Origin of the sequence: Bifidobacterium amazonense, from assembly GCF_018555435.2 — a bacterium.
GTDB lineage: Bacteria > Actinomycetota > Actinomycetes > Actinomycetales > Bifidobacteriaceae > Bifidobacterium > Bifidobacterium amazonense.
The window spans coordinates 1-17,895 of record NZ_JAFEJT020000040.1; the positions used below are offsets into that span (position 1 = coordinate 1).

Annotated in this window: 16 protein-coding genes and 1 tRNA gene; 14 read left to right on the forward strand and 3 right to left on the reverse strand. The window is 65.7% G+C overall.

All coding sequences use genetic code 11. From position 1 onward, the window contains the following. Window positions 1-292: 292 nt before the first annotated feature. The 3 genes from JS533_RS09275 (at window position 293) to JS533_RS09285 (ending at window position 3,893) form a co-directional block, all read left to right on the forward strand. Window positions 293-1,234, forward strand: coding sequence for an NAD kinase (locus JS533_RS09275; RefSeq protein ID WP_241514136.1), 942 nt, complete (start codon window positions 293-295; stop codon window positions 1,232-1,234). Beyond that, window positions 1,234-3,114: a DNA repair protein RecN gene (gene recN, locus JS533_RS09280; RefSeq protein WP_241514137.1), complete on the forward strand. Its 1,881-nt coding sequence runs from the start codon at window positions 1,234-1,236 to the stop codon at window positions 3,112-3,114. The genes JS533_RS09275 and recN overlap by 1 nt, the downstream gene beginning before the upstream one ends. 116 nt (window positions 3,115-3,230) lie before the next feature. Then, entirely contained in the window at window positions 3,231-3,893 is a 663-nt protein-coding gene (locus JS533_RS09285) for an HAD family hydrolase (RefSeq protein WP_241514138.1), read from the forward strand. A 16-nt stretch (window positions 3,894-3,909) separates the two neighbouring features. On the opposite strand, the gene JS533_RS09290 is transcribed toward JS533_RS09285, so the two are convergent. Further along, window positions 3,910-5,670, reverse strand: coding sequence for an ATP-binding protein (locus JS533_RS09290; protein ID WP_241514139.1), 1,761 nt, complete (start codon window positions 5,668-5,670; stop codon window positions 3,910-3,912). A 175-nt stretch (window positions 5,671-5,845) separates the two neighbouring features. On the opposite strand from JS533_RS09290, the gene JS533_RS09295 reads away from it, so the two are divergent. The 3 genes from JS533_RS09295 (at window position 5,846) to JS533_RS09305 (ending at window position 7,846) form a co-directional block, all read left to right on the forward strand. Then, window positions 5,846-6,340, forward strand: a complete 495-nt coding sequence (locus JS533_RS09295; RefSeq protein ID WP_241514140.1) for a GntR family transcriptional regulator — start codon at window positions 5,846-5,848, stop codon at window positions 6,338-6,340. Then, window positions 6,337-7,452 carry a DUF1648 domain-containing protein gene (locus tag JS533_RS09300; protein ID WP_241514141.1) on the forward strand — a complete coding sequence of 372 codons (1,116 nt, stop codon included), beginning with the start codon at window positions 6,337-6,339 and terminating at the stop codon, window positions 7,450-7,452. The genes JS533_RS09295 and JS533_RS09300 overlap by 4 nt, the downstream gene beginning before the upstream one ends. Before the next feature lie 160 nt (window positions 7,453-7,612). Then, window positions 7,613-7,846 (forward strand): hypothetical protein, encoded by a 234-nt coding sequence (locus JS533_RS09305; protein ID WP_241514142.1) that lies wholly within the window; start codon window positions 7,613-7,615, stop codon window positions 7,844-7,846. Between the two features lie 32 nt (window positions 7,847-7,878). On the opposite strand, the gene JS533_RS09310 is transcribed toward JS533_RS09305, so the two are convergent. Next, window positions 7,879-8,100, reverse strand: a complete 222-nt coding sequence (locus tag JS533_RS09310) for a hypothetical protein (RefSeq protein ID WP_241514143.1) — start codon at window positions 8,098-8,100, stop codon at window positions 7,879-7,881. A 78-nt stretch (window positions 8,101-8,178) separates the two neighbouring features. Next, window positions 8,179-9,666 (reverse strand): threonine synthase, encoded by a 1,488-nt coding sequence (gene thrC, locus JS533_RS09315; RefSeq protein ID WP_241514144.1) that lies wholly within the window; start codon window positions 9,664-9,666, stop codon window positions 8,179-8,181. A gap of 317 nt (window positions 9,667-9,983) precedes the next feature. Here thrC and glyA point away from each other — a divergent pair, with 317 nt between their 5' ends. The 8 genes from glyA to rsfS all read left to right on the forward strand — a co-directional run bounded on the left by glyA (window position 9,984) and on the right by rsfS (window position 17,790). Next, window positions 9,984-11,291 carry a serine hydroxymethyltransferase gene (gene glyA / locus JS533_RS09320; RefSeq protein ID WP_241514145.1) on the forward strand — a complete coding sequence of 436 codons (1,308 nt, stop codon included), beginning with the start codon at window positions 9,984-9,986 and terminating at the stop codon, window positions 11,289-11,291. Window positions 11,292-11,644: 353 nt separating this feature from the next. Then, window positions 11,645-12,952, forward strand: a complete 1,308-nt coding sequence (locus JS533_RS09325; RefSeq protein ID WP_241514146.1) for a glutamate-5-semialdehyde dehydrogenase — start codon at window positions 11,645-11,647, stop codon at window positions 12,950-12,952. A gap of 81 nt (window positions 12,953-13,033) precedes the next feature. Next, on the forward strand, window positions 13,034-13,681 hold the full coding sequence (locus JS533_RS09330) for a phosphoribosylglycinamide synthetase (RefSeq protein WP_241514147.1): 648 nt from the start codon (window positions 13,034-13,036) through the stop codon (window positions 13,679-13,681). A 23-nt stretch (window positions 13,682-13,704) separates the two neighbouring features. Further along, complete coding sequence (nadD, locus tag JS533_RS09335; RefSeq protein ID WP_241514162.1) at window positions 13,705-14,373, forward strand: nicotinate-nucleotide adenylyltransferase; 669 nt, start codon at window positions 13,705-13,707, stop codon at window positions 14,371-14,373. Window positions 14,374-14,500: 127 nt separating this feature from the next. Beyond that, window positions 14,501-15,523, forward strand: coding sequence for a ribose-phosphate diphosphokinase (locus JS533_RS09340; RefSeq protein WP_241514148.1), 1,023 nt, complete (start codon window positions 14,501-14,503; stop codon window positions 15,521-15,523). 154 nt (window positions 15,524-15,677) lie between these two features. After that, window positions 15,678-15,748, forward strand: a tRNA-Gln gene (locus JS533_RS09345). A gap of 124 nt (window positions 15,749-15,872) precedes the next feature. After that, the gene (gene glmU / locus JS533_RS09350; protein ID WP_241514149.1) at window positions 15,873-17,255 is read left to right on the forward strand and encodes a bifunctional UDP-N-acetylglucosamine diphosphorylase/glucosamine-1-phosphate N-acetyltransferase GlmU; all 1,383 of its coding nucleotides are present in this window, start codon (window positions 15,873-15,875) and stop codon (window positions 17,253-17,255) included. Window positions 17,256-17,355: 100 nt separating this feature from the next. Continuing rightward, window positions 17,356-17,790 (forward strand): ribosome silencing factor, encoded by a 435-nt coding sequence (rsfS, locus tag JS533_RS09355; protein WP_241514150.1) that lies wholly within the window; start codon window positions 17,356-17,358, stop codon window positions 17,788-17,790. Window positions 17,791-17,895 lie beyond the last annotated feature (105 nt).

Below are 17,895 nucleotides of genomic sequence, written 5' to 3' on the forward strand. Positions count from 1 at the left end.
CATCCGCATGGCCTACGGCTTCCACCACGTCACCAACCTCATCGCACTCATCATGCTCAGATGCGGCGGACTCAACATCCAACTACCAACACCAACAAACTAACCCACGAAAACAACAGAAGCCTCCTATATCACCACTACGACTGTCCATTGTAATTCGCGCGGACGATTCGCGGCGGGGACTCGCGGGCTATTCGTTGATATGACACGCGACATGCGAACATGTGTTCGAGAATCGGCCGTGTCGGCTAGACTTGGTGGCAGTTGACGGTTCTTCTGCAAAGGGGTGACTATGGCCGGCGTTCGACATGCGGTGGTGGTGACGCACACGCGCCTGCGCGAGAGCGGCACGGTGGTCTCCGAAGCCGTGGAGCAGCTGCGGCAGGCGGGATTCGAGGTGTCCATCATCGACAACACGGAGGCGCCGGAGTTCGGATCGCGCCCGCCGGTGGTGCGCGACGACACGGAGATCGTCGTGGTGCTGGGCGGCGACGGCACGATCCTGCGCGCCGCCGAACTCGTGCACTGCACAAGCGTGCCGATCCTCGGCGTCAACCTCGGCCACGTCGGCTTCCTCGCCGAATTCGAAAGCTTCCAGATGAGCGAGGCGATCCGCCGCGTCGCCGAACACGACTATTCGATCGACGAACGCATGATCGCGCACGTCGACGTCTGGCTGCCGGACGCGAGCGAGCCGCTGGAGGACTGGGCGCTCAACGACATCACGCTCGAACGCGCCGACCGCGGCAAGATGGTCGAACTGTCGATCCGCGTGGACGATGTGGAAATGAGCTCGTTCGGCTGCGACGGCGTGATCGTCTCCACGCCCACCGGATCGACCGCCTACGCGTTCTCCGCGGGCGGCCCGGTCATCTGGCCGAACGTGAAGGCCCTGCAGCTCGTGCCGCTCGCCGCGCACGCCCTGTTCGCCCGGCCGCTGATCATCGGCGCCGGCTCCACGTTCGCGATGGACATCCTCGACGATTCGACCTCCGACGGCTGGATCTGTTGCGACGGCCGCCGCCAGCGCGCCCTGCCGAAGGGCACGCGCGTCGAAGTGCGCCAGTCGAAGGACACGCTGCGGCTCGCCCGCCTGTCCGGGGCGCCGTTCACCAACCGTCTCGTCACCAAATTCGACCTGCCGGTGGTCGGCTGGCGCGAGCAGGCGCGTGGTGGAGCGGACGGCGGCGCGGCCGTGCGGCATGGCCACGTGTTTCCGGAGGGCGCCCGCTGATGCTGGAGGAACTGGAGATCCGCGATCTCGGACCGATCCGGCACGCCCTGCTCACGCCAGCCGCCGGCATGACGGCGATCACCGGCGAGACCGGTGCCGGCAAGTCGATGCTGCTCAGCGCGCTCAAGCTCATCTCCGGTGGCGCGGCCGATCCGGGGCGCGTGTCCGCGGGCGCGAAGGAGTCGTGGACGCAAGGCGTGTTCGCGGTCGGCGGGGAGCATACGCAGTCCGACATCGACGACGATGCCGCGACGCGGTCGGCGGACAGGACTGCCGACGGGTCCGACGAACGCGAACCGGCGGCGGCCGCGGAACCGGCCGTCGTGCGCATCGCACGCGAGGCCGGCGTCGCGCCGCAGGACGGCGAACTGTTCCTCTCCCGCACGGTGCCGACATCCGGCCGGTCACGCGCCGTGGTCAACGGACGGTCCGTGCCGCGCGCATTGCTCGGCGATCTGGCCGGCGAACTGGTCACGATCCACGGGCAGGCCGATCAGCTGCGCATCGCCTCACCGGCACGCCAGCGCGAGTTTCTCGACATGGTCGCCGGCGACGAACGCGAGCTCGCCGCCTACCGCAAGGCGTGGGACGCGCTGTGCGCGCTCGACGAACGGCTCGAACGCATGGAGCATCAGGAGGCGTCCGCCCGCCAGCAGGCCGACTATCTACACGAATCCATCGAACGCATCAACCGCGCCGACCCGCAGCCGGGAGAGGACGAGGAGCTCAAGTCCCGCCGCTCCCGCATCGAAAACGCGGCCGACATCGCCCAAGGCGTCTCCGGTGCGCTTGCCGCGCTCGACGCGTCGCAGGTAGGTGCGGATGCGGACGAGGCAAGCGCTTCCGAACTCATCAACCGCGCCGTCCAGTCGCTGCGTTCGATCAGGGCCGACGGCGACTTCGGCGAACTCGCCGACCGTCTCGAATCGGTCAACGCCGACCTGTCCGACGTCGTCTATTCGCTGGCGCGCGAACTCGACGTCGAAGACAACGTCGACGATCTCGACGAGATCAACGCGCGCATCCACGAACTCGGCGAACTCACCCGGCGCTGGGGGCCGACCCTGGCCGACGTGATCGCATGGCGTGACAAGGCCGTGTTCGACGTGGAGGACCTCGACGCCTCGCCGGAGAAGGTGGCCGAACTCAAAGCCGAACGGGACCGGCTGTTCGCCGACGCGATGCGGGCCGCCGATGCGCTGAGCGCGGCGCGTTCGGACGCCGCGCGGTCGCTGGCCGCCACGGTGACCGGCGAACTTTCCTCGCTGGCGATGGATGGCGCCGAACTGAACATCCGCGTCGTCAGCCGTGGCTCGGACGGCAAGACCCGGGCTTCGGGCGCGGGCAAGACGCCGACATGGCCGCTCGACGCGAACGGGCGCGACGACATCGCGTTCCTGTTCACCCCCTACGAGGGAGCGCCGCAGCTGCCGATGGGTAAAAGCGCTTCCGGCGGCGAATTGAGCCGCCTCATGCTCGCCATGGAACTGTCCGCCGCCGACCGGCATACAGCCAACGGGGGAGTCGCGCCCATGACGTTCATCTTCGACGAGGTCGACGCCGGCGTGGGCGGCAAGACGGCCGTCGAACTCGGCCGTCGGCTCGCCCGTCTCGCGTGCACCGCGCAGGTCATCGTCGTCACCCATCTGGCGCAGGTCGCCAGCTGGGCCGACGCGCAGTTCGTCGTCACCAAGGAGCCGCCGGACGCCGACGACGATGCGGTCGGCGTCGTGACCACCGTCGAACAGGTGGACGGCGACGGGCGCGTGCGCGAGATCGCACGCATGCTCTCCGGATCCGAATCCGAGGCGTCGCTCGACCATGCGCGCGAATTGCTCGGCTCGTCGCGGCTGGGCAACGCGGCCGACCTCGCCGCATAGCCGTGCTGTGTGTCCTCTTTCCGCACATCAATTCGTCACATTCGTCCGTTCAAAGTATCGCCGCCGGCTCACGCCAGACCGTACCCGGACCGGCAACCGCACGCAAGGAGACTCGCATGACCGCTGACAACACCGGCAAAGCCGCCATCTTCGACCTCGACGGCACGCTGCTCGACTCGATGGGCGTATGGGATCAGGTCGACATCGACTTCCTCGGCCGCCGCGGCATCGCCGTGCCCGACGACTACATGACCAAGGTCTCGGCTATGCAGTTCCGGCAGATCGCCGAATACACGATCGACCGGTTCGATCTGCCGGACACGCCCGAACAGCTCATGCAGGAGTGGGATGACATGGCGCGCGTCGCCTACGGCACCGTGGTCGAAGCCAAGCCGCACGCGGTCGATTATCTGCGGTATCTGCGGTCCTCCGGCGCGAAACTGGCCGTGGCGACCTCGCTGCCGCCCTCACTGCGCGAGCCGGCGATGGCGCACGTCGGCATCCTCGACCTGTTCGACACGGTCGTCAGCGTCGACGATGCGGGGGATGCGGGCAAGGACAAGCCCGACGTGTATCTGCTTGCCGCCTCCCGGCTTGGCGTCAAGCCCGCCGATTGCACGGTGTTCGAGGACCTGCTGCTGGCCATGCAGACCGCCAAGTCCATCGGCATGAAGGTCTGGGCCATGCACGACGACTCGTCCGACGCCGACTGGCCCGCCATCTGCGACATCGCCGACGGCGTCCTCTTCGACTTCGTCGACGCCCCGCGCAGCCTCTGAGCGTTCCAGGCCGAAATCATTCGCCGTTGCCACGCGGCATGGGTTCAGGCTGACGCAGACGGTAGGACTGTTTGGGGCTGCGTGCAGGCTGTGTGCGTTCGATGACGCCCTGCGTGAGCAGCTTGCGCAGTTGATAGGTGATCGTTGACCGCGGTGCGCCGGTCAGCTTCATGAGTTCCGGCGTCTGCACGGTGCCTTGCTCCTGCAGGATGTGGAGCATCTGCTCTTCCAATACGGAACGGTTGCCGGGATCGTCGGATGCGGGGCGAATCCCCGCGTCGTCGAGTTCGGTGACCGTCAGTCTCCTGCGACCGGGGAATGGCATGACGAGCGGTCTCCCGATGTCCTTGCGGCGCTGCCGTCTTATGCTTTCCGACATGGACGCTGTGTTGGCGCTGCCGCCGGCGACGTCCGCCCGTCTGGTCGGTTGTCCGGCTGAAGGCGTTTGAACCGTGTCGTATCCGTTCTCCGGCCGATTGCCCCATTCGGCGTATTCCGGGTCTCTGCGATTGCCGGGGAGTATGGCGGTGTCGGCGGAATGGAAGGTCAACGAGAACATGGTGAGGCTGTTCTGGATCAGGGGACTTCCGTTGCCGTTATCCTGCAGCAGCGTGTCGATGAGATCGAAACCCGTGCCGCGGTTCTCGGCGACCACGCCGTCGCGGAACGGCGTGGATTCGAGCAGCTTCGCCAACGTCTGATTCCTTGTCGAACTGACTCCCGGTTCGCCGATCGTTTCGGGCGTCACGTTGCCGTACAGGCCGCCGATGCTGAGTATTTCCAGCCGGTCCTTGTACATGTTGACCTGAATTTGGCCGCCGCGTGCCATAGGGGAGTAGTCGCGGTGCATGACGGCGTTGACCACGGCCTCGCGCACCGCATCCTGCGGGTATTCGTAGGTGTCCTTGCGGAACGGTCCGTCCAGCACGCCGCCGATGCGCATGTTCCGGGACACTGCGGACAGGACGTCGTTCAGGATTTCCGGAACGGGACCGTCGAAGGAACGGTTATCGATGAATTTCACGCCATCAATGCCGGCCTTGTCGTATCCCGGATAGCAGGCGAACGTCACGTTCAGTCGTGGAAGGAACTGCTGCGGATAATTGCCGGCGACCAGCAGTCCGGCAAGCGTCGGGTGCGTGCGTCCATCCGCGCCGATTCCGGTGACGCCCAAGGCGTGCAATGCCGCATCGTCGGACATTGCTCCGAAGATGCGCGGGCTTTGTCGGCGCTTCAGCGCCAATATTCCCTGAGTGATGTCGGTAAGCAGATCGTCAGGGTCTGCCTCCTCGATGAGCTCCCTGTCGAAGGCGGGCTGGACGCGATTCTCCATCAGCCGGTCGATCTCATAGGAACTGAGCTTGCGATCGCCGTCCCATACGCGGATGAACGAACCGCTGTACCGCCCTTTCGTGGCGACATAGCAGGGCTTGTCCAACGGATCGAGCTCGTCGATCGAAGCGATGACGACGGAGGAGCCGCGATACGGTACGATTTCAATGCTCGGATGAAGCGGCGGAATCATCTTGTCGCGGCACAATTGGGCCAACGCTTCGGCGATGGGCTGCGGCTTGAAACCCGCAGCCGGCGCGAAATCGTTGCTTTCGGACAGTCCGAGTGTGACAGTGCCGCCGTTGCCATTGGCGAAGGCCGATATCGTTTCGGCTAGGGATGCCGGCAACTTGCCGACCGACTCCTTCACCTCGATGCACTGGTCGTCCGAGCGTGCGGAACGTAGCGGTTCCAGCAGATCGTCAAGATCGGCTTCCGTCCACATAACAGCTCCTTTGCTTTGCCAATGACATATCAACAATCATAGCAAACATCGTAACTAAGTTGTTATGTTGTGCTGTGGTCCAGTCACCGCCATGCTGTCTGTTTTGCGTCTTGATGTGTTCTATCAAGTGTTATAGTTGATATAGAACAAGTAGAACGAATGGAGAAGTGGCCCGATGATCATCGACATCGATCAACGCGGCGACGTGCCGATATACGAGCAGCTGCATCGGCAAATCATCGCCGGCATCGCGAACGACGAACTTGCGCCCGGCGACCAGCTGCCGTCCGTGCGCGCGCTGGCTGTCGGCCTCGGCATCAACCTGCACACCGTCAACAAGGCGTACGCCCTGCTGCGCGACGAGGGATACCTCGTCATGCGGCGCGGATCGGGTGCCGTCGTCGCTGATCGTTACGCCGGTTCCGCGAACGGCCACGTGGCCGACGAGCAGAACATCCGCATGAACGACGAACTGCGCAGGCTGGCGCTCGCCCACAAAGCCCGCGGCGGCGACATGGCCGCCTTCCTCGACGCCGCACGGCGGCAGGCCGAACGCGTCTACATGACGTCGAACGGTACCGGCGACGCGTCGGACGCGGCATCCATCCCGGACTCGCCGAACCTGACGTGTGCCGGACAGATCATCGATCACAAGGGGAGACAATCATGAACGATACGGATATGGCGATGAACGTCACCTTGGGCATGACGTTCCTGTTGCCGGTGCTGGTGACCGTCAGCCTGACGGCGGTCCCGTGGATCACCGACCGACGCGAGGCGTTCGGCGTCACCGTGCCGTCCGCAGCCCACGCCGATCCGAACATCCGCAGACTCAAGATTGTCTTCTCGTGGGTGACGGCGGCATCCGGCATCATCGCGGGAATGATTTCGCTGGCCGTATGGCACTGGCTCGGCGTCGAACCGGCGCTGTGGACGATCTCGATCGCATCCGTCGCGCTCACGCTGATCGGATTCGCGGCCCAGCAGATCTGCCGCCGCGCAACGATCGCCATCAAGGAACGCCGCGGATGGCGCGCCGATACGGACCGCCGCGCCGCGATCATCGGCGAACACGACAATCCCGAACCGGTCAGCCTCACCTGGGAATGGCTGCACGTCGCGGCGCTCGCCGTCACCGTGGCGGTCGGCGTGTTCGGATATGCGCGGATGCCCGAACGCGTGGCGATCCATGAGAACATGGCCGGGCAGATCGACGGATGGGCCGACAAAAGCCCGTGGCTGATCCTCATGGCGGTGCCCGGGCAGGCGATCGTGGCCGTGGTGCTGGCGGCCGCCCACGCGATGATCGTGTACTCCAAGAAGCCGATCGACCCCGACCATCCCGCCACGACCGGATTCGCCTACGGCGCGTTCGCCAGGGTTCTGAGCGTCTACACGCTGGTGATCGGACTGCTGGTGGCCGGATGGATGGGACTGGGCGTGCAGCTCGCCGCGATCGCGATGATCCTCGCCGTCGTGGCGCTGACGAGCGCCCTGGTGATCGGCGTGTACTACGGGCAGAACGGTTCACGGACCTACGCCGGTGCGGCACACGACGTCGGGGCGGATGGAACGGACGATGACACCATGCCCTCAGACGACGACCGCCACTGGATCGCCGGCGTGTTCTACGTGAACCGCAACGACCCGGCCGTGATCGTACCCAAGCGGTTCGGCGTCGGTTGGACGGTCAACTGCGCCCGTCCGTCGGTGTGGATCGCCGCGGTCGCGCTCATCCTCGCCGCCATCGCCGTCGCGGTCCTGCCCGTGCTCCTCGCGTGATGTCTTCTCGCGAGAGGAGAGATCACAGGGGGGCTTCTTTTGGTTTTACGCTCAGCAGTCCGTCAACGTAGGCAAACAAAGGAAACCAGTCACGCTGCAAGGTGAATGGCATGGGAAGTTCCTATCATGGATCATAGGATACGCGTGAAAGGAGGCGGCGATGCCCGAGGACAATGTATTCATCATGGACGGGATCAAAACCCAATGGGACGACACCACCATGGTCGTCTCCGAACTTGGTTTTGATCGAACCGCCACGCTGGATGACCACGGCAATATCCTGTCATCCACATTCGGTAAGGAGGGGGAATCCTTCCTGCATCACTGGTTCAGCAAGATGAAGCCGATGATCGACGATTTCCGGGCCATCGACCGAGAATACGCCAATGCCTGAAGTATTCTTCCTTGCCGGATACAGCATCTACTTCAGCACCCTGGATCGGGGAGCATGGCGTCCACGTGCATGTCGGCCAGGGCAGCCGGCGTGATCTGGCCCGGTTCGTGCTGCACGAGGATGGAACCGTGACGCTTTCCCATAATCATGGCAGGATTCCCGCCAAGCACATTCGATTGATACAGGTCGCTTTGGTCCGCGGATTCGATGAAGTAGTGGATGCGTGGAAGCGATTGTTCGGCGACGACATTCATTTCGACCGTTAAATGTGAGTGAGGCCGGCAGGATATGTTCCTGCCGGCCTCCGTTTATCTCATGGATGACCGAGTCGCTTACAGCGCCTTGGCGGCGGACTCCACGAAGCCTTCCATGCCGTCGATCGGCACGACCGTGTCGAAGCGCACGTCGGCGGTCTCGAGCGCACGCAGCGCGGCGGGCGCGGCCGTGCCGGTCTCGCGCGCGAGCACGTCCATGCACTCGAAATCGGTGCCGGTCGCGTCGAGGCCGAGCGCCTCGTTGACCACGCGCGGGAACTTGTACGGGCTTGCGGTCGCCAAGATCACGCGCGGCGTGAGCGGATCGCGCGGCATCTGCTGCGCCACGTAATACGCGCACGCGGTGTGCGGGTCGATCACGTAATGGTTCTTCGTCCAGCAGTCGGCGATCATCGCGCGCACCTGATCCTCGTCGGCCCAGCCGCAGCCGAACAGGTGACGGATCTTCGCAAGCACGTCGTCCGGGATCTCGTATGCGCCCCACTGCTTGAGATCGTTCATCAGCATGGAGATCAGACGCGTGTCGCCCTCGGTGAAGTAGTACAGCATGCGCTCCAGGTTCGAGGAGACGAGGATGTCCATCGACGGGGAGATCGTCTGGAAGAACGGGCGCTGGCGGTTGTATGTGCCGGAGGTGAGGAAGTCGAACAGCACGTTGTTCTTGTCGCTGGCCACGACCAGATGCTTGACCGGCAGGCCGAGACGCTTCGCGTAGTAGCCGGCGAGGATGTCGCCGAAGTTGCCGGTCGGCACGACGAACTCGACCTCGTCGCCCACGTTGATGACCTGCTGTTCCAGCAGCTGCGCGTACGCGGAGAAGTAGTAGACGACCTGCGGCACGAGACGGCCCACATTGATCGAGTTCGCGCTCGACAGCACGACGTGCGAGTCGGCGGCGAGACGTTCGGCGAGCTCCTTATCGCCGAAGATGCGCTTGACCGCGGACTGCGCGTCGTCGAAATTGCCCTCGACCGCGGCGACGTTCACGTTCGAGCCGGTCTGCGTGGTCATCTGCAGTTCCTGCACCTGACTGACCTTGCCCTGCGGATAGAACACGGTGATCGCCGTGCCCGGCGCGTCCGCGAAGCCGGCCAGCGCGGCCTTGCCGGTGTCGCCGGATGTGGCGGTCAGGATCATGATCTTCTCGTTTTCGTCGCCGTCGGCCGGCGTGGTGCGCGCCATGAAGCGCGGCAGGATCTGCAGCGCGACGTCCTTGAACGCGGAGGTCGGGCCGTTGAACAGCTCGAGGATGTAGTCGTCGCCGACCGGCTTGAGCGGCGTGATGCGCTCGTCCGACCACTGATCGCCGTACGCGGCCGCGATGCACGCCTTGAGCTCGTCCTCGTCGAAGTCCGGCAGCAGCGCGTGCAGCACGTCGTAGGCGATGTCCTGATACGGGCGGCCCGCAAGATTCGCGATGTCGACCTTGGTCTCGCCGAGCGAGTCGGTGACGAACAGACCGCCGTCATCGGCGATGCCCTTGCGGATGGCCTCCTTGGAGGTCAGTGAATCGGTGGTGGAACGCGTGGAATGGAACGTGGTCATGATGCCCTTCGCGAGTGAGACGAATACCGACAGTGTGGCTCAAGTCTATCGGCAGCGGTGGGCATGCGGCCGCGGTCTTCCGCATGATGGCGGCCGTGACGGCGACGCTGATGACGATACGAACGATGACGGCGGACGATCGTGGACGGCCATAGTCGGCGGCACGGGCCGCGTCGCGCGGCCGTCGTCCGGAACACGACGGAACACGACGAAACATGACGGATATGAGACGGAACCTGTTCGTAACATGACCGCGGTCTACACTTTGCACAAACCGCAACCGCGGAATCATCAGGTATTGCTGAAAGGAGCGCAGAATGACTGCCTCGCCGCTCGCACAAACCCCCACCGACGCCTTCAACTCGCCGATCGCCGAAACCGATCCGGAGGTCGCCGACATCCTGACCGCCGAGCTGCACCGCCAGCAGGGCGGCCTCGAGATGATCGCCTCCGAGAACTTCGTGCCGCGCGCCGTCCTGCAGGCGCAGGGCTCCGTGCTCACCAACAAGTACGCCGAAGGCTATCCGGGACGCCGCTACTACGGCGGCTGCGAGCAGGTCGACAAGCTCGAGACCATCGCCCGCAACCGCGCCAAGGAGCTGTTCGGCGCCGAATACGCGAACGTGCAGCCGCACTCCGGCGCGCAGGCCAACGCCGCCGTCTATCAGGCGCTCGTCAAGCCCGGCGACACGGTCCTCGGCCTCGCGCTCGACCACGGCGGCCACCTCACCCACGGCATGAAGATCAACTTCTCCGGCCGCTTCTACCACGCCGAAGCGTACGGCGTGAACCCGGAGACCTTCCGCATCGACCCGGAGATCATCCGCCAGCGCGCGCTCGAGGTGCACCCGGCCATGATCATCGGCGGCTGGTCCGCCTACCCGCGCATCGAGGACTTCAAGGCCATGAAGGAGATCGCCGACGAGGTCGGCGCCAAGTTCTGGGTCGACATGGCCCACTTCGCCGGCCTCGTCGCCGCAGGCCTGCACCCGAGCCCGGTCCCGTACGCCGATGTCGTCTCCTCCACCGCGCACAAGACCCTCGGCGGCCCGCGCTCCGGCTTCATCCTCGCCAAGGAGGAGTACGCCAAGAAGCTCAACTCCGCCGTCTTCCCGGGCCAGCAGGGCGGCCCGCTCATGCACGTCATCGCCGGCAAGGCCGTCAGCTTCAAGGTCGCCGGCACCCAGGCGTTCAAGGACCGCATGCAGCGCACGCTCGACGGCGCGAAGATCCTCGCCGAGCGCCTGACCGCCGACGATGTGAAGGCCAACGGCATCTCCGTGCTCACCGGCGGCACCGACGTGCACCTGGTGATGGTCGACCTGCGCAACTCCGAAATGGACGGCAAGCAGGGCGAGGACCTGCTCGCCGCATGCGGCATCACCATCAACCGCAACACCGTGCCGTTCGACCCGCGTCCGGCCTCGATCGCCTCCGGTCTGCGCATCGGCACGTCCGCCCTGGCCACCCGCGGCTTCGGACCGAAGGAGTACGAGGAGGTCGCCGACATCATCGGCACCGCGCTCGCCGCCGGCCCGTCCGCGGATGTGGACGCGCTCAAGGCCCGCGTCGACAAGCTCGTCGAGGACTTCCCGCTCTACCCGGGTCTCGATCAGGTGCACTGATCGGTCGACGCTCACATCATTCGTACGGTTGTCCGGACGTTGCCGCAGAAACGTACATTGGGATCGCCTGTGTGTACGGTTTTGCGGCAACGTCCGCGATATCGTACGGATGACGGGCGTATCCGTACGGTTTTGCGGAGGGATCCGCGGAATCGCACGGTGAGTGACTGTATATGTACGGTTTTGCGGCGATGACCGGCACAACCGTACGTCTTGACCGGTGTCCACGGATGGTGTCCGTGGACACCGGTCATGTTGTTCTGCGGGTGATGTCCGTTGCGATACGGGGGAGACGACCTATTGACGTGCCACGTTCGGGCGTCTGACCCAACGATGCGCTAAGGTGGGTGGGTATGACGAATGGTGAGGAGACCCGCGTGCCCGCGACCGTGTTCGACGCGGTGTGCGCGAAGGCCGATAGGGCTTCTGCAGCCCAGAAGAAGCTTGCGCGCGCGAACGCGGAGGCCAAGAACGAACTGCTGAACGCGATCGCCGACGCGCTCGACGCCCGCGCCGACGAGATCGCCGGCGCCAACGAGCTCGACATGATCGAATCGCGCGACGCCGGCATGGACGCCGGCAAACTCGATCGTCTGCTGTTCGACGTGCCGCGTGTGGCCGCCGCCGCGCAGGGCGTACGTCACGTCGCCACCTTGCCCGATCCGATCGGCGAGATCGTGCGCGGCTACAATCTGCCCAACGGACTGCGGCTGCAGCAGATCCGCGTCCCGCTCGGCGTCATCGGCATGATCTACGAGGCGCGTCCGAACGTCACCGTCGACGTGGCGAGCCTGTGTCTCAAATCCGGCAACGCGGCGATCCTCAGGGGCGGGCACGCGGCCGAACGCACGAACGCGGCCACGCTCGCGATCATCCGCGACGTATTGTCCGAACATGGCTTCGACCCGGCGCTCGTCGACACGGTGGACGGATACGGGCGCGACGGCGCGACCGCGATGATGGAGGCCCGCGGCCACATCGACGTGCTCGTGCCGCGCGGGGGAGCGGGGCTCATCCAGGCCGTCGTGCGCAACTCCAAGGTGCCGGTCATCGAAACCGGTGCGGGCAACGTGCACATCTACGTCGACCGATCCGGCGACCTCGACAAGGCGATCCCGATCGTCATCAACGCGAAGACGCAGCGCGTCGGCGTGTGCAACGCGGCGGAAAAACTGCTGATCCACCGCGACGTGGCCGCGCAGTACCTGCCCGTCATCGCACGCGCGCTCACCGAAACGCAGGTCGAGCTGCACGCCGACGAGACGGCGTACGGCATCATCGACGAGGCCGGCATCGACGGCGTGAACCTGCTCGCCGCGACCGACGAGGACTGGGACACCGAATACCTCGCATTGACCATGGGCGTCAAGGTCGTCGGCTCGCTCGACGAGGCAATCCGGCACATCAACGCGCACTCCACCGGGCACACCGAATCGATCATCGCCGAGGACTACTCGGCGATCGAGGAGTTCACTGGCCGCATCGACTCGGCCGTGGTGATGGTCAACGCGTCCACGCGCTTCACCGACGGCGGCGTGTTCGGCTTCGGCGCCGAACTCGGCATCTCCACGCAGAAGATGCACGCGCGCGGGCCGATGGGACTGCGCGAGATGACCACGACGAAATGGATCGGCTACGGCACCGGACAGGTGCGCGGCTGACTTCGGACGCGGCCGCGGGAACGGACCGTGGTCCGTCGCGCAACGGCCGCACGGAACGACAACGACGGGAGGATATCGACGATGAGCGAAACGAACGGGACGCCGCAGACGGCGCTGCCGACGGAGAACGATGCGACGGCACGCGCGGACGCGCAGGATACGCAGGATACGGCCGTACCGACGACGGACGCCGGCACGGCCATCACCGACCTGCGTCCCGACATCGACCTCGACGACCCCCGGCTGGGACTGAAGATCGCCGCCGAACGGCTCAGCATCGTGCGCTACGTGTTCCTCGTGCAGATCGAGGACGGCATCGCCTCGGCCGGCCAGCGCGCGTCGCTCGAATACGCCGACGCGGTGCTCATCGGCTGGCCCGACGAGCATTCCGACGAAGTCGTCGATCTGACCGACGACCAGTTGCGGACCGTGCGCGAGCAGATGCAGCTGATGGAGCAGTACATCGGCAAGTTCAGCGTGATGGAACGCAACGGCGACGTGGACGGCATGACCGACACTCTGATCCGCGTGACCGAACGCGTCGCCGAAGTGCGACGGCTGTACCAGCCCGACTTCGCGCTGCCCACGTTCGCGGAGATCCGCCGCGTCGTGCAGGACGAATGGGACGAGGACATGGGCAAGATCGACCCGCAGGAATCCGATCCGACCGCCGGCGAGATCGCGCGCGAATCCGCGGAGGAGGACCGCCAGCAGGAGGTCGAGGCGTGAGCGGGACGGAACTGACCCGACGCATGGCCGACCTGTCCGACGAACCGACCGACATGCTGGCCGCCGGCACCGAACGGCGCCGGCTGTCCACGCGCGGCAACCTGCATGCGCGGCCTCGCATCGGCATCATGGGCGGCACGTTCGATCCGATCCACAACGGGCATTTGGTGGCCGCCTCCGAGGTGGCGTGGGTGTACGATCTCGATGAGGTGCTGTTCGTGCCCACCGGCCGTCCTGTGTTCAAGCTCGACAAGAAGGTCACCAACGCGGAGGACCGGTACCTGATGACCGTGATCGCCACCGCGTCGAACCCGAAGTTCACCGTCTCGCGCGTCGACATCGACCGTCCGGGCGTGACATACACGATCGACACGCTGCGCGACATCCGCGCGCAGCATCCGGACGCCGAACTGTTCTTCATCACCGGCGCGGACGCGGTCGCCGAGATCATGCAATGGAAGGACGCCGAGCACATGTGGGACCTCGCGCACTTCGTCGCGGTCACGCGTCCCGGCTATTCGTCGCCGGCCGGCGTGAAGCTGCCCGAAGGCAAGGTCGACACGCTGGAGATCCCCGCGCTGGCGATCTCCTCGACCGACGTGCGCCGCCGCGCCGAACACGGCGAACCGGTGTGGTACCTCGTGCCCGACGGCGTGGTGCAGTACATCGGCAAGCACGGCCTGTACCGGTAGCGTGACGGGGATCGTCGCGACCGGCATGCGGACGGGTGTCCGAGGACGCGCGCACGCGGCGGCCGCCGGTCGGCGCGGACGGTTACTATGAGGGCAGTCACTTCAACGAAGCCGAACGTTTGGAGATATGGTGAGCGCAATCCTCGAAGGGAAGCCCGATAAAAACCTCATCCTGGTGACTGGTCGTACGCATCCAAAACTGGCGGCGGACGTCGCCGAACAGCTTGGAATCGACGTGCTGGAAACCACCGCCTACGATTTCGCGAACGGCGAGATGTACGTGCGATACACCGAATCCGTGCGAGGCGCGGACGTGTTCGTGCTGCAGTCCCATTCCCTGCCCGTGAACAAGTCGATCATGGAGCAGCTCATCATGATCGACGCGCTCAAGCGCGCCTCCGCCCGCTCCATCACCGCCGTGTGCCCGCTGCTCGGCTACTCGCGCCAGGACAAGAAGCACCGCGGCCGCGAGCCCATCTCCTGCCGTCTGGTCTTCGACCTGCTCAAGACCGCCGGCGCCGACCGCATCATGAGCGTCGACCTGCATGCCGCGCAGTCGCAGGGCTTCTTCGACGGCCCGGTCGATCATCTGATCGCCATGCCGGTGCTCGTCGACTACATCCGCGACCGGTTCATGAACCAGCTTGACAACGTCACCGTCGTCTCCCCGGACGCCGGCCGCATCCGCGTGGCCGAGCAGTGGGCGCAGCGCCTCGGCGGCGGCCCGCTCGCGTTCGTGCACAAGACGCGCGACATCACCCGTCCGAACCAGGCGGTCGCCAACCGTGTGGTCGGCGACGTCGCGGGCAAGGACTGCGTGCTCGTCGACGATCTGATCGACACCGCCGGCACGATCGCCGGCGCCTGCCACGTGCTCGCCGACGCGGGCGCCAAGTCCGTGACCGTGGTCGCCACGCACGGCGTGCTCTCCGGCCCGGCCATCGACCGGCTCAAGGGCTGCGGCGCGCGTGAGGTCGTGCTCACCGACACCGTGCCGATCCCCGAGGAGAAGCGCTGGGACGGCCTGACCGTGCTGTCGATCGCGCCGCTGCTGGCCAGCGCCATCCGCGCCGTGTTCGAGGACGGTTCCGTGGCCGAGCTGTTCGACACGTATCCGGAGCATCACGGACAGGGCTTCCTGTTCGCGTGATCCGCGGCGCGTCACCGTCGTCGTGCGGTTCCGATGCAGACACGGGCGAAGGTGCGAATGCGCCGCGCCCGGACAGGATCGGCATCCACGATGATTTGACGTAACCGGGTCTTATGGCATAATAAACACTTGGCGGAAATTCCGTTTCCGCCGGTCCCCCATGGTGTAATGGCAGCACACGGGTCTTTGGAACCCTTTGTCTTGGTTCGAGTCCAGGTGGGGGAACTCGCCAGTCGCCCGGCTTGCACGTTCGCGGAATACCGCGACCGCGCGGCCGGGCGTTCTTGTCTGGCCAACGGTTTCACCGGTGCGCGTGGGCGCCCGGCACGAACAGAATGGGAGATTCCCGATGGCACTATCCGCCGCAATCATCCTCGCCGCGGGCGAAGGCACCCGTATGCGTTCCGCCAATCCCAAGGTGCTGCACACCTTCGCCGGCAAAACGTTCCTCAACCGCGTCATGGACTCCGTCGCCGCGCTCGAGCCGGACACGCTCGCCGTCGTCGTCCACTACCAGGCCGAACGCGTCGCCGCGGCGGCCCGCTCCTACCAGCCGGACGTCGAGATCGTCAATCAGGACGACATTCCCGGAACGGGCCGCGCCGTGCAGTGCGCCATGGCCCAGCTGGAAGCCGAGCACAAGCTCAACGGCTACGTGCTCATCGCCGCATCCGACATGCCGCTGCTCGACGCCGAGACGCTGCGCGGACTGGTCGCCTTCCACGAACAGAGCGGCAACGGGGCGACCGTGCTCACCACCATCCTCGACGACCCGACCGGCTACGGCCGCATCATCCGCGACCGCGACGGCCACGTGCTGCGCATCGTCGAACAGCGCGACGCCAACCGCAGCGAACTCGCGGTGCAGGAGGTGAACACGTCCGTGTACGTGTTCGACGCCGACCTGCTCGGCCGCGCCATCGCCGACCTCAAGTCCAACAACGCGCAGGGCGAGTTCTACCTGACCGACGCGCTCGAAACCGCGCGCTCCGCCGGCACGGTGGGCGCGTTCACCGCCCCCGACCCGCTGAGCGTCGAAGGCGTCAACGACCGTGTGCAGCTCGCCGCGCTCGCCAAGGAGCACAACCGCCGCGTGTGCGAGGCATGGATGCACTCCGGCGTGACCATCCTCGACCCCGAAACCACATGGATCGAGGACGACGTCGAACTCGCGCGCGACGTGACCGTGCTGCCCGGCAGCTTCCTGCAGGGACACACCGTCGTCGGCGAGGCGGCCGTGATCGGACCGTACACGACGCTCATCGACGCGACCGTCGACGCGGAGGCCGTCGTCGAACGCTCCCGCGTGCAGGAATCGCACATCGGCCGCGGCACCAACATCGGCCCGTGGACCTACCTGCGGCAGGGCAACGACTTCGGCGACAACGCCAAGGCCGGCGCGTTCGTCGAGATGAAGAAGGCGCACATCGGCAACGGCACCAAGGTGCCGCACCTGAGCTACGTGGGCGACGCCGAACTCGGCGAGCACACCAACGTGGGCGGCGGCACCATCACCGCCAACTACGACGGCGTGCACAAGAACCGCACCAAGATCGGCTCCGGCGCACACATCGGCGCCGGCAACCTGCTCGTCGCGCCCGTCGAGGTCGGCGACAACGTCACCTCCGGCGCGGGCTCCGTGATCCGCCACAACGTGCCGAGCGACTCCATGGTCTACTCCGAGAACACGCAGCACGTCGTGGAGGGCTGGAAGCCCAAGTGGGAGCGCTGAGCGCGGTCGGAGCGGCGGCCGCCGGCCCGCACCGGCCATCATCGGCGCCACGACAATCATCGACACCAATCATCGACACAACGACAGAAAGAGAAGCGATTTGACAGCAGCGCAGAACTCGATCGACGCCATCCGCATCGCCGCCGAGGCGGCGGACCGGCTCAAGGCCACCGACATCGTCGCCTACGACGTGAGCGACCTGCTCGGCATCACCGATCTCATGCTCGTCGCCACCGCGGCGAACGAGCGACAGGTGCTCGCCGTCGCGCAGGAGGTCGAAAAGGACCTGTACCTCAAGGACGACAAGCGGGAACCGCGCTCGCGCGAGGGCCTGACCGAAGCCCAGTGGGTGCTCATCGACTACGGCGACTTCGTCGTGCACGTCATGCACGAGGAGGCGCGCGAATTCTATCGGCTCGACCGTCTGTGGAAGGACTGCCCGACCGTCGACCTCGAACTCGCGCACCCGGAGGAGGGCGCCCTGACCGCGGACGGCGATTCCGACAACGCCTCCGACGAAGAGGCCGAGTCCTGACAGGGCGCGATACTGACGGCGGCGGACAGAAGGCCCATGCGGCCCGCGTCCGCCGCCGTTTGCCGTATATGAAGTGCAGAACTTACCGAATGCATCGATTGACAG

Coding starts and splice junctions, on each gene's coding strand:
- JS533_RS09275 (WP_241514136.1), top strand. CDS start 293: ATGGCCGGCGTTCGACATGCGGTGGTGGTGACGCACACGCGCCTGCGC.
- recN (WP_241514137.1), top strand. CDS start 1,234: ATGCTGGAGGAACTGGAGATCCGCGATCTCGGACCGATCCGGCACGCC.
- JS533_RS09285 (WP_241514138.1), top strand. CDS start 3,231: ATGACCGCTGACAACACCGGCAAAGCCGCCATCTTCGACCTCGACGGC.
- JS533_RS09290 (WP_241514139.1), bottom strand. CDS start 5,670: ATGTGGACGGAAGCCGATCTTGACGATCTGCTGGAACCGCTACGTTCC.
- JS533_RS09295 (WP_241514140.1), top strand. CDS start 5,846: ATGATCATCGACATCGATCAACGCGGCGACGTGCCGATATACGAGCAG.
- JS533_RS09300 (WP_241514141.1), top strand. CDS start 6,337: ATGAACGATACGGATATGGCGATGAACGTCACCTTGGGCATGACGTTC.
- JS533_RS09305 (WP_241514142.1), top strand. CDS start 7,613: ATGCCCGAGGACAATGTATTCATCATGGACGGGATCAAAACCCAATGG.
- JS533_RS09310 (WP_241514143.1), bottom strand. CDS start 8,100: ATGAATGTCGTCGCCGAACAATCGCTTCCACGCATCCACTACTTCATC.
- thrC (WP_241514144.1), bottom strand. CDS start 9,666: ATGACCACGTTCCATTCCACGCGTTCCACCACCGATTCACTGACCTCC.
- glyA (WP_241514145.1), top strand. CDS start 9,984: ATGACTGCCTCGCCGCTCGCACAAACCCCCACCGACGCCTTCAACTCG.
- JS533_RS09325 (WP_241514146.1), top strand. CDS start 11,645: ATGACGAATGGTGAGGAGACCCGCGTGCCCGCGACCGTGTTCGACGCG.
- JS533_RS09330 (WP_241514147.1), top strand. CDS start 13,034: ATGAGCGAAACGAACGGGACGCCGCAGACGGCGCTGCCGACGGAGAAC.
- nadD (WP_241514162.1), top strand. CDS start 13,705: ATGGCCGACCTGTCCGACGAACCGACCGACATGCTGGCCGCCGGCACC.
- JS533_RS09340 (WP_241514148.1), top strand. CDS start 14,501: ATGGTGAGCGCAATCCTCGAAGGGAAGCCCGATAAAAACCTCATCCTG.
- glmU (WP_241514149.1), top strand. CDS start 15,873: ATGGCACTATCCGCCGCAATCATCCTCGCCGCGGGCGAAGGCACCCGT.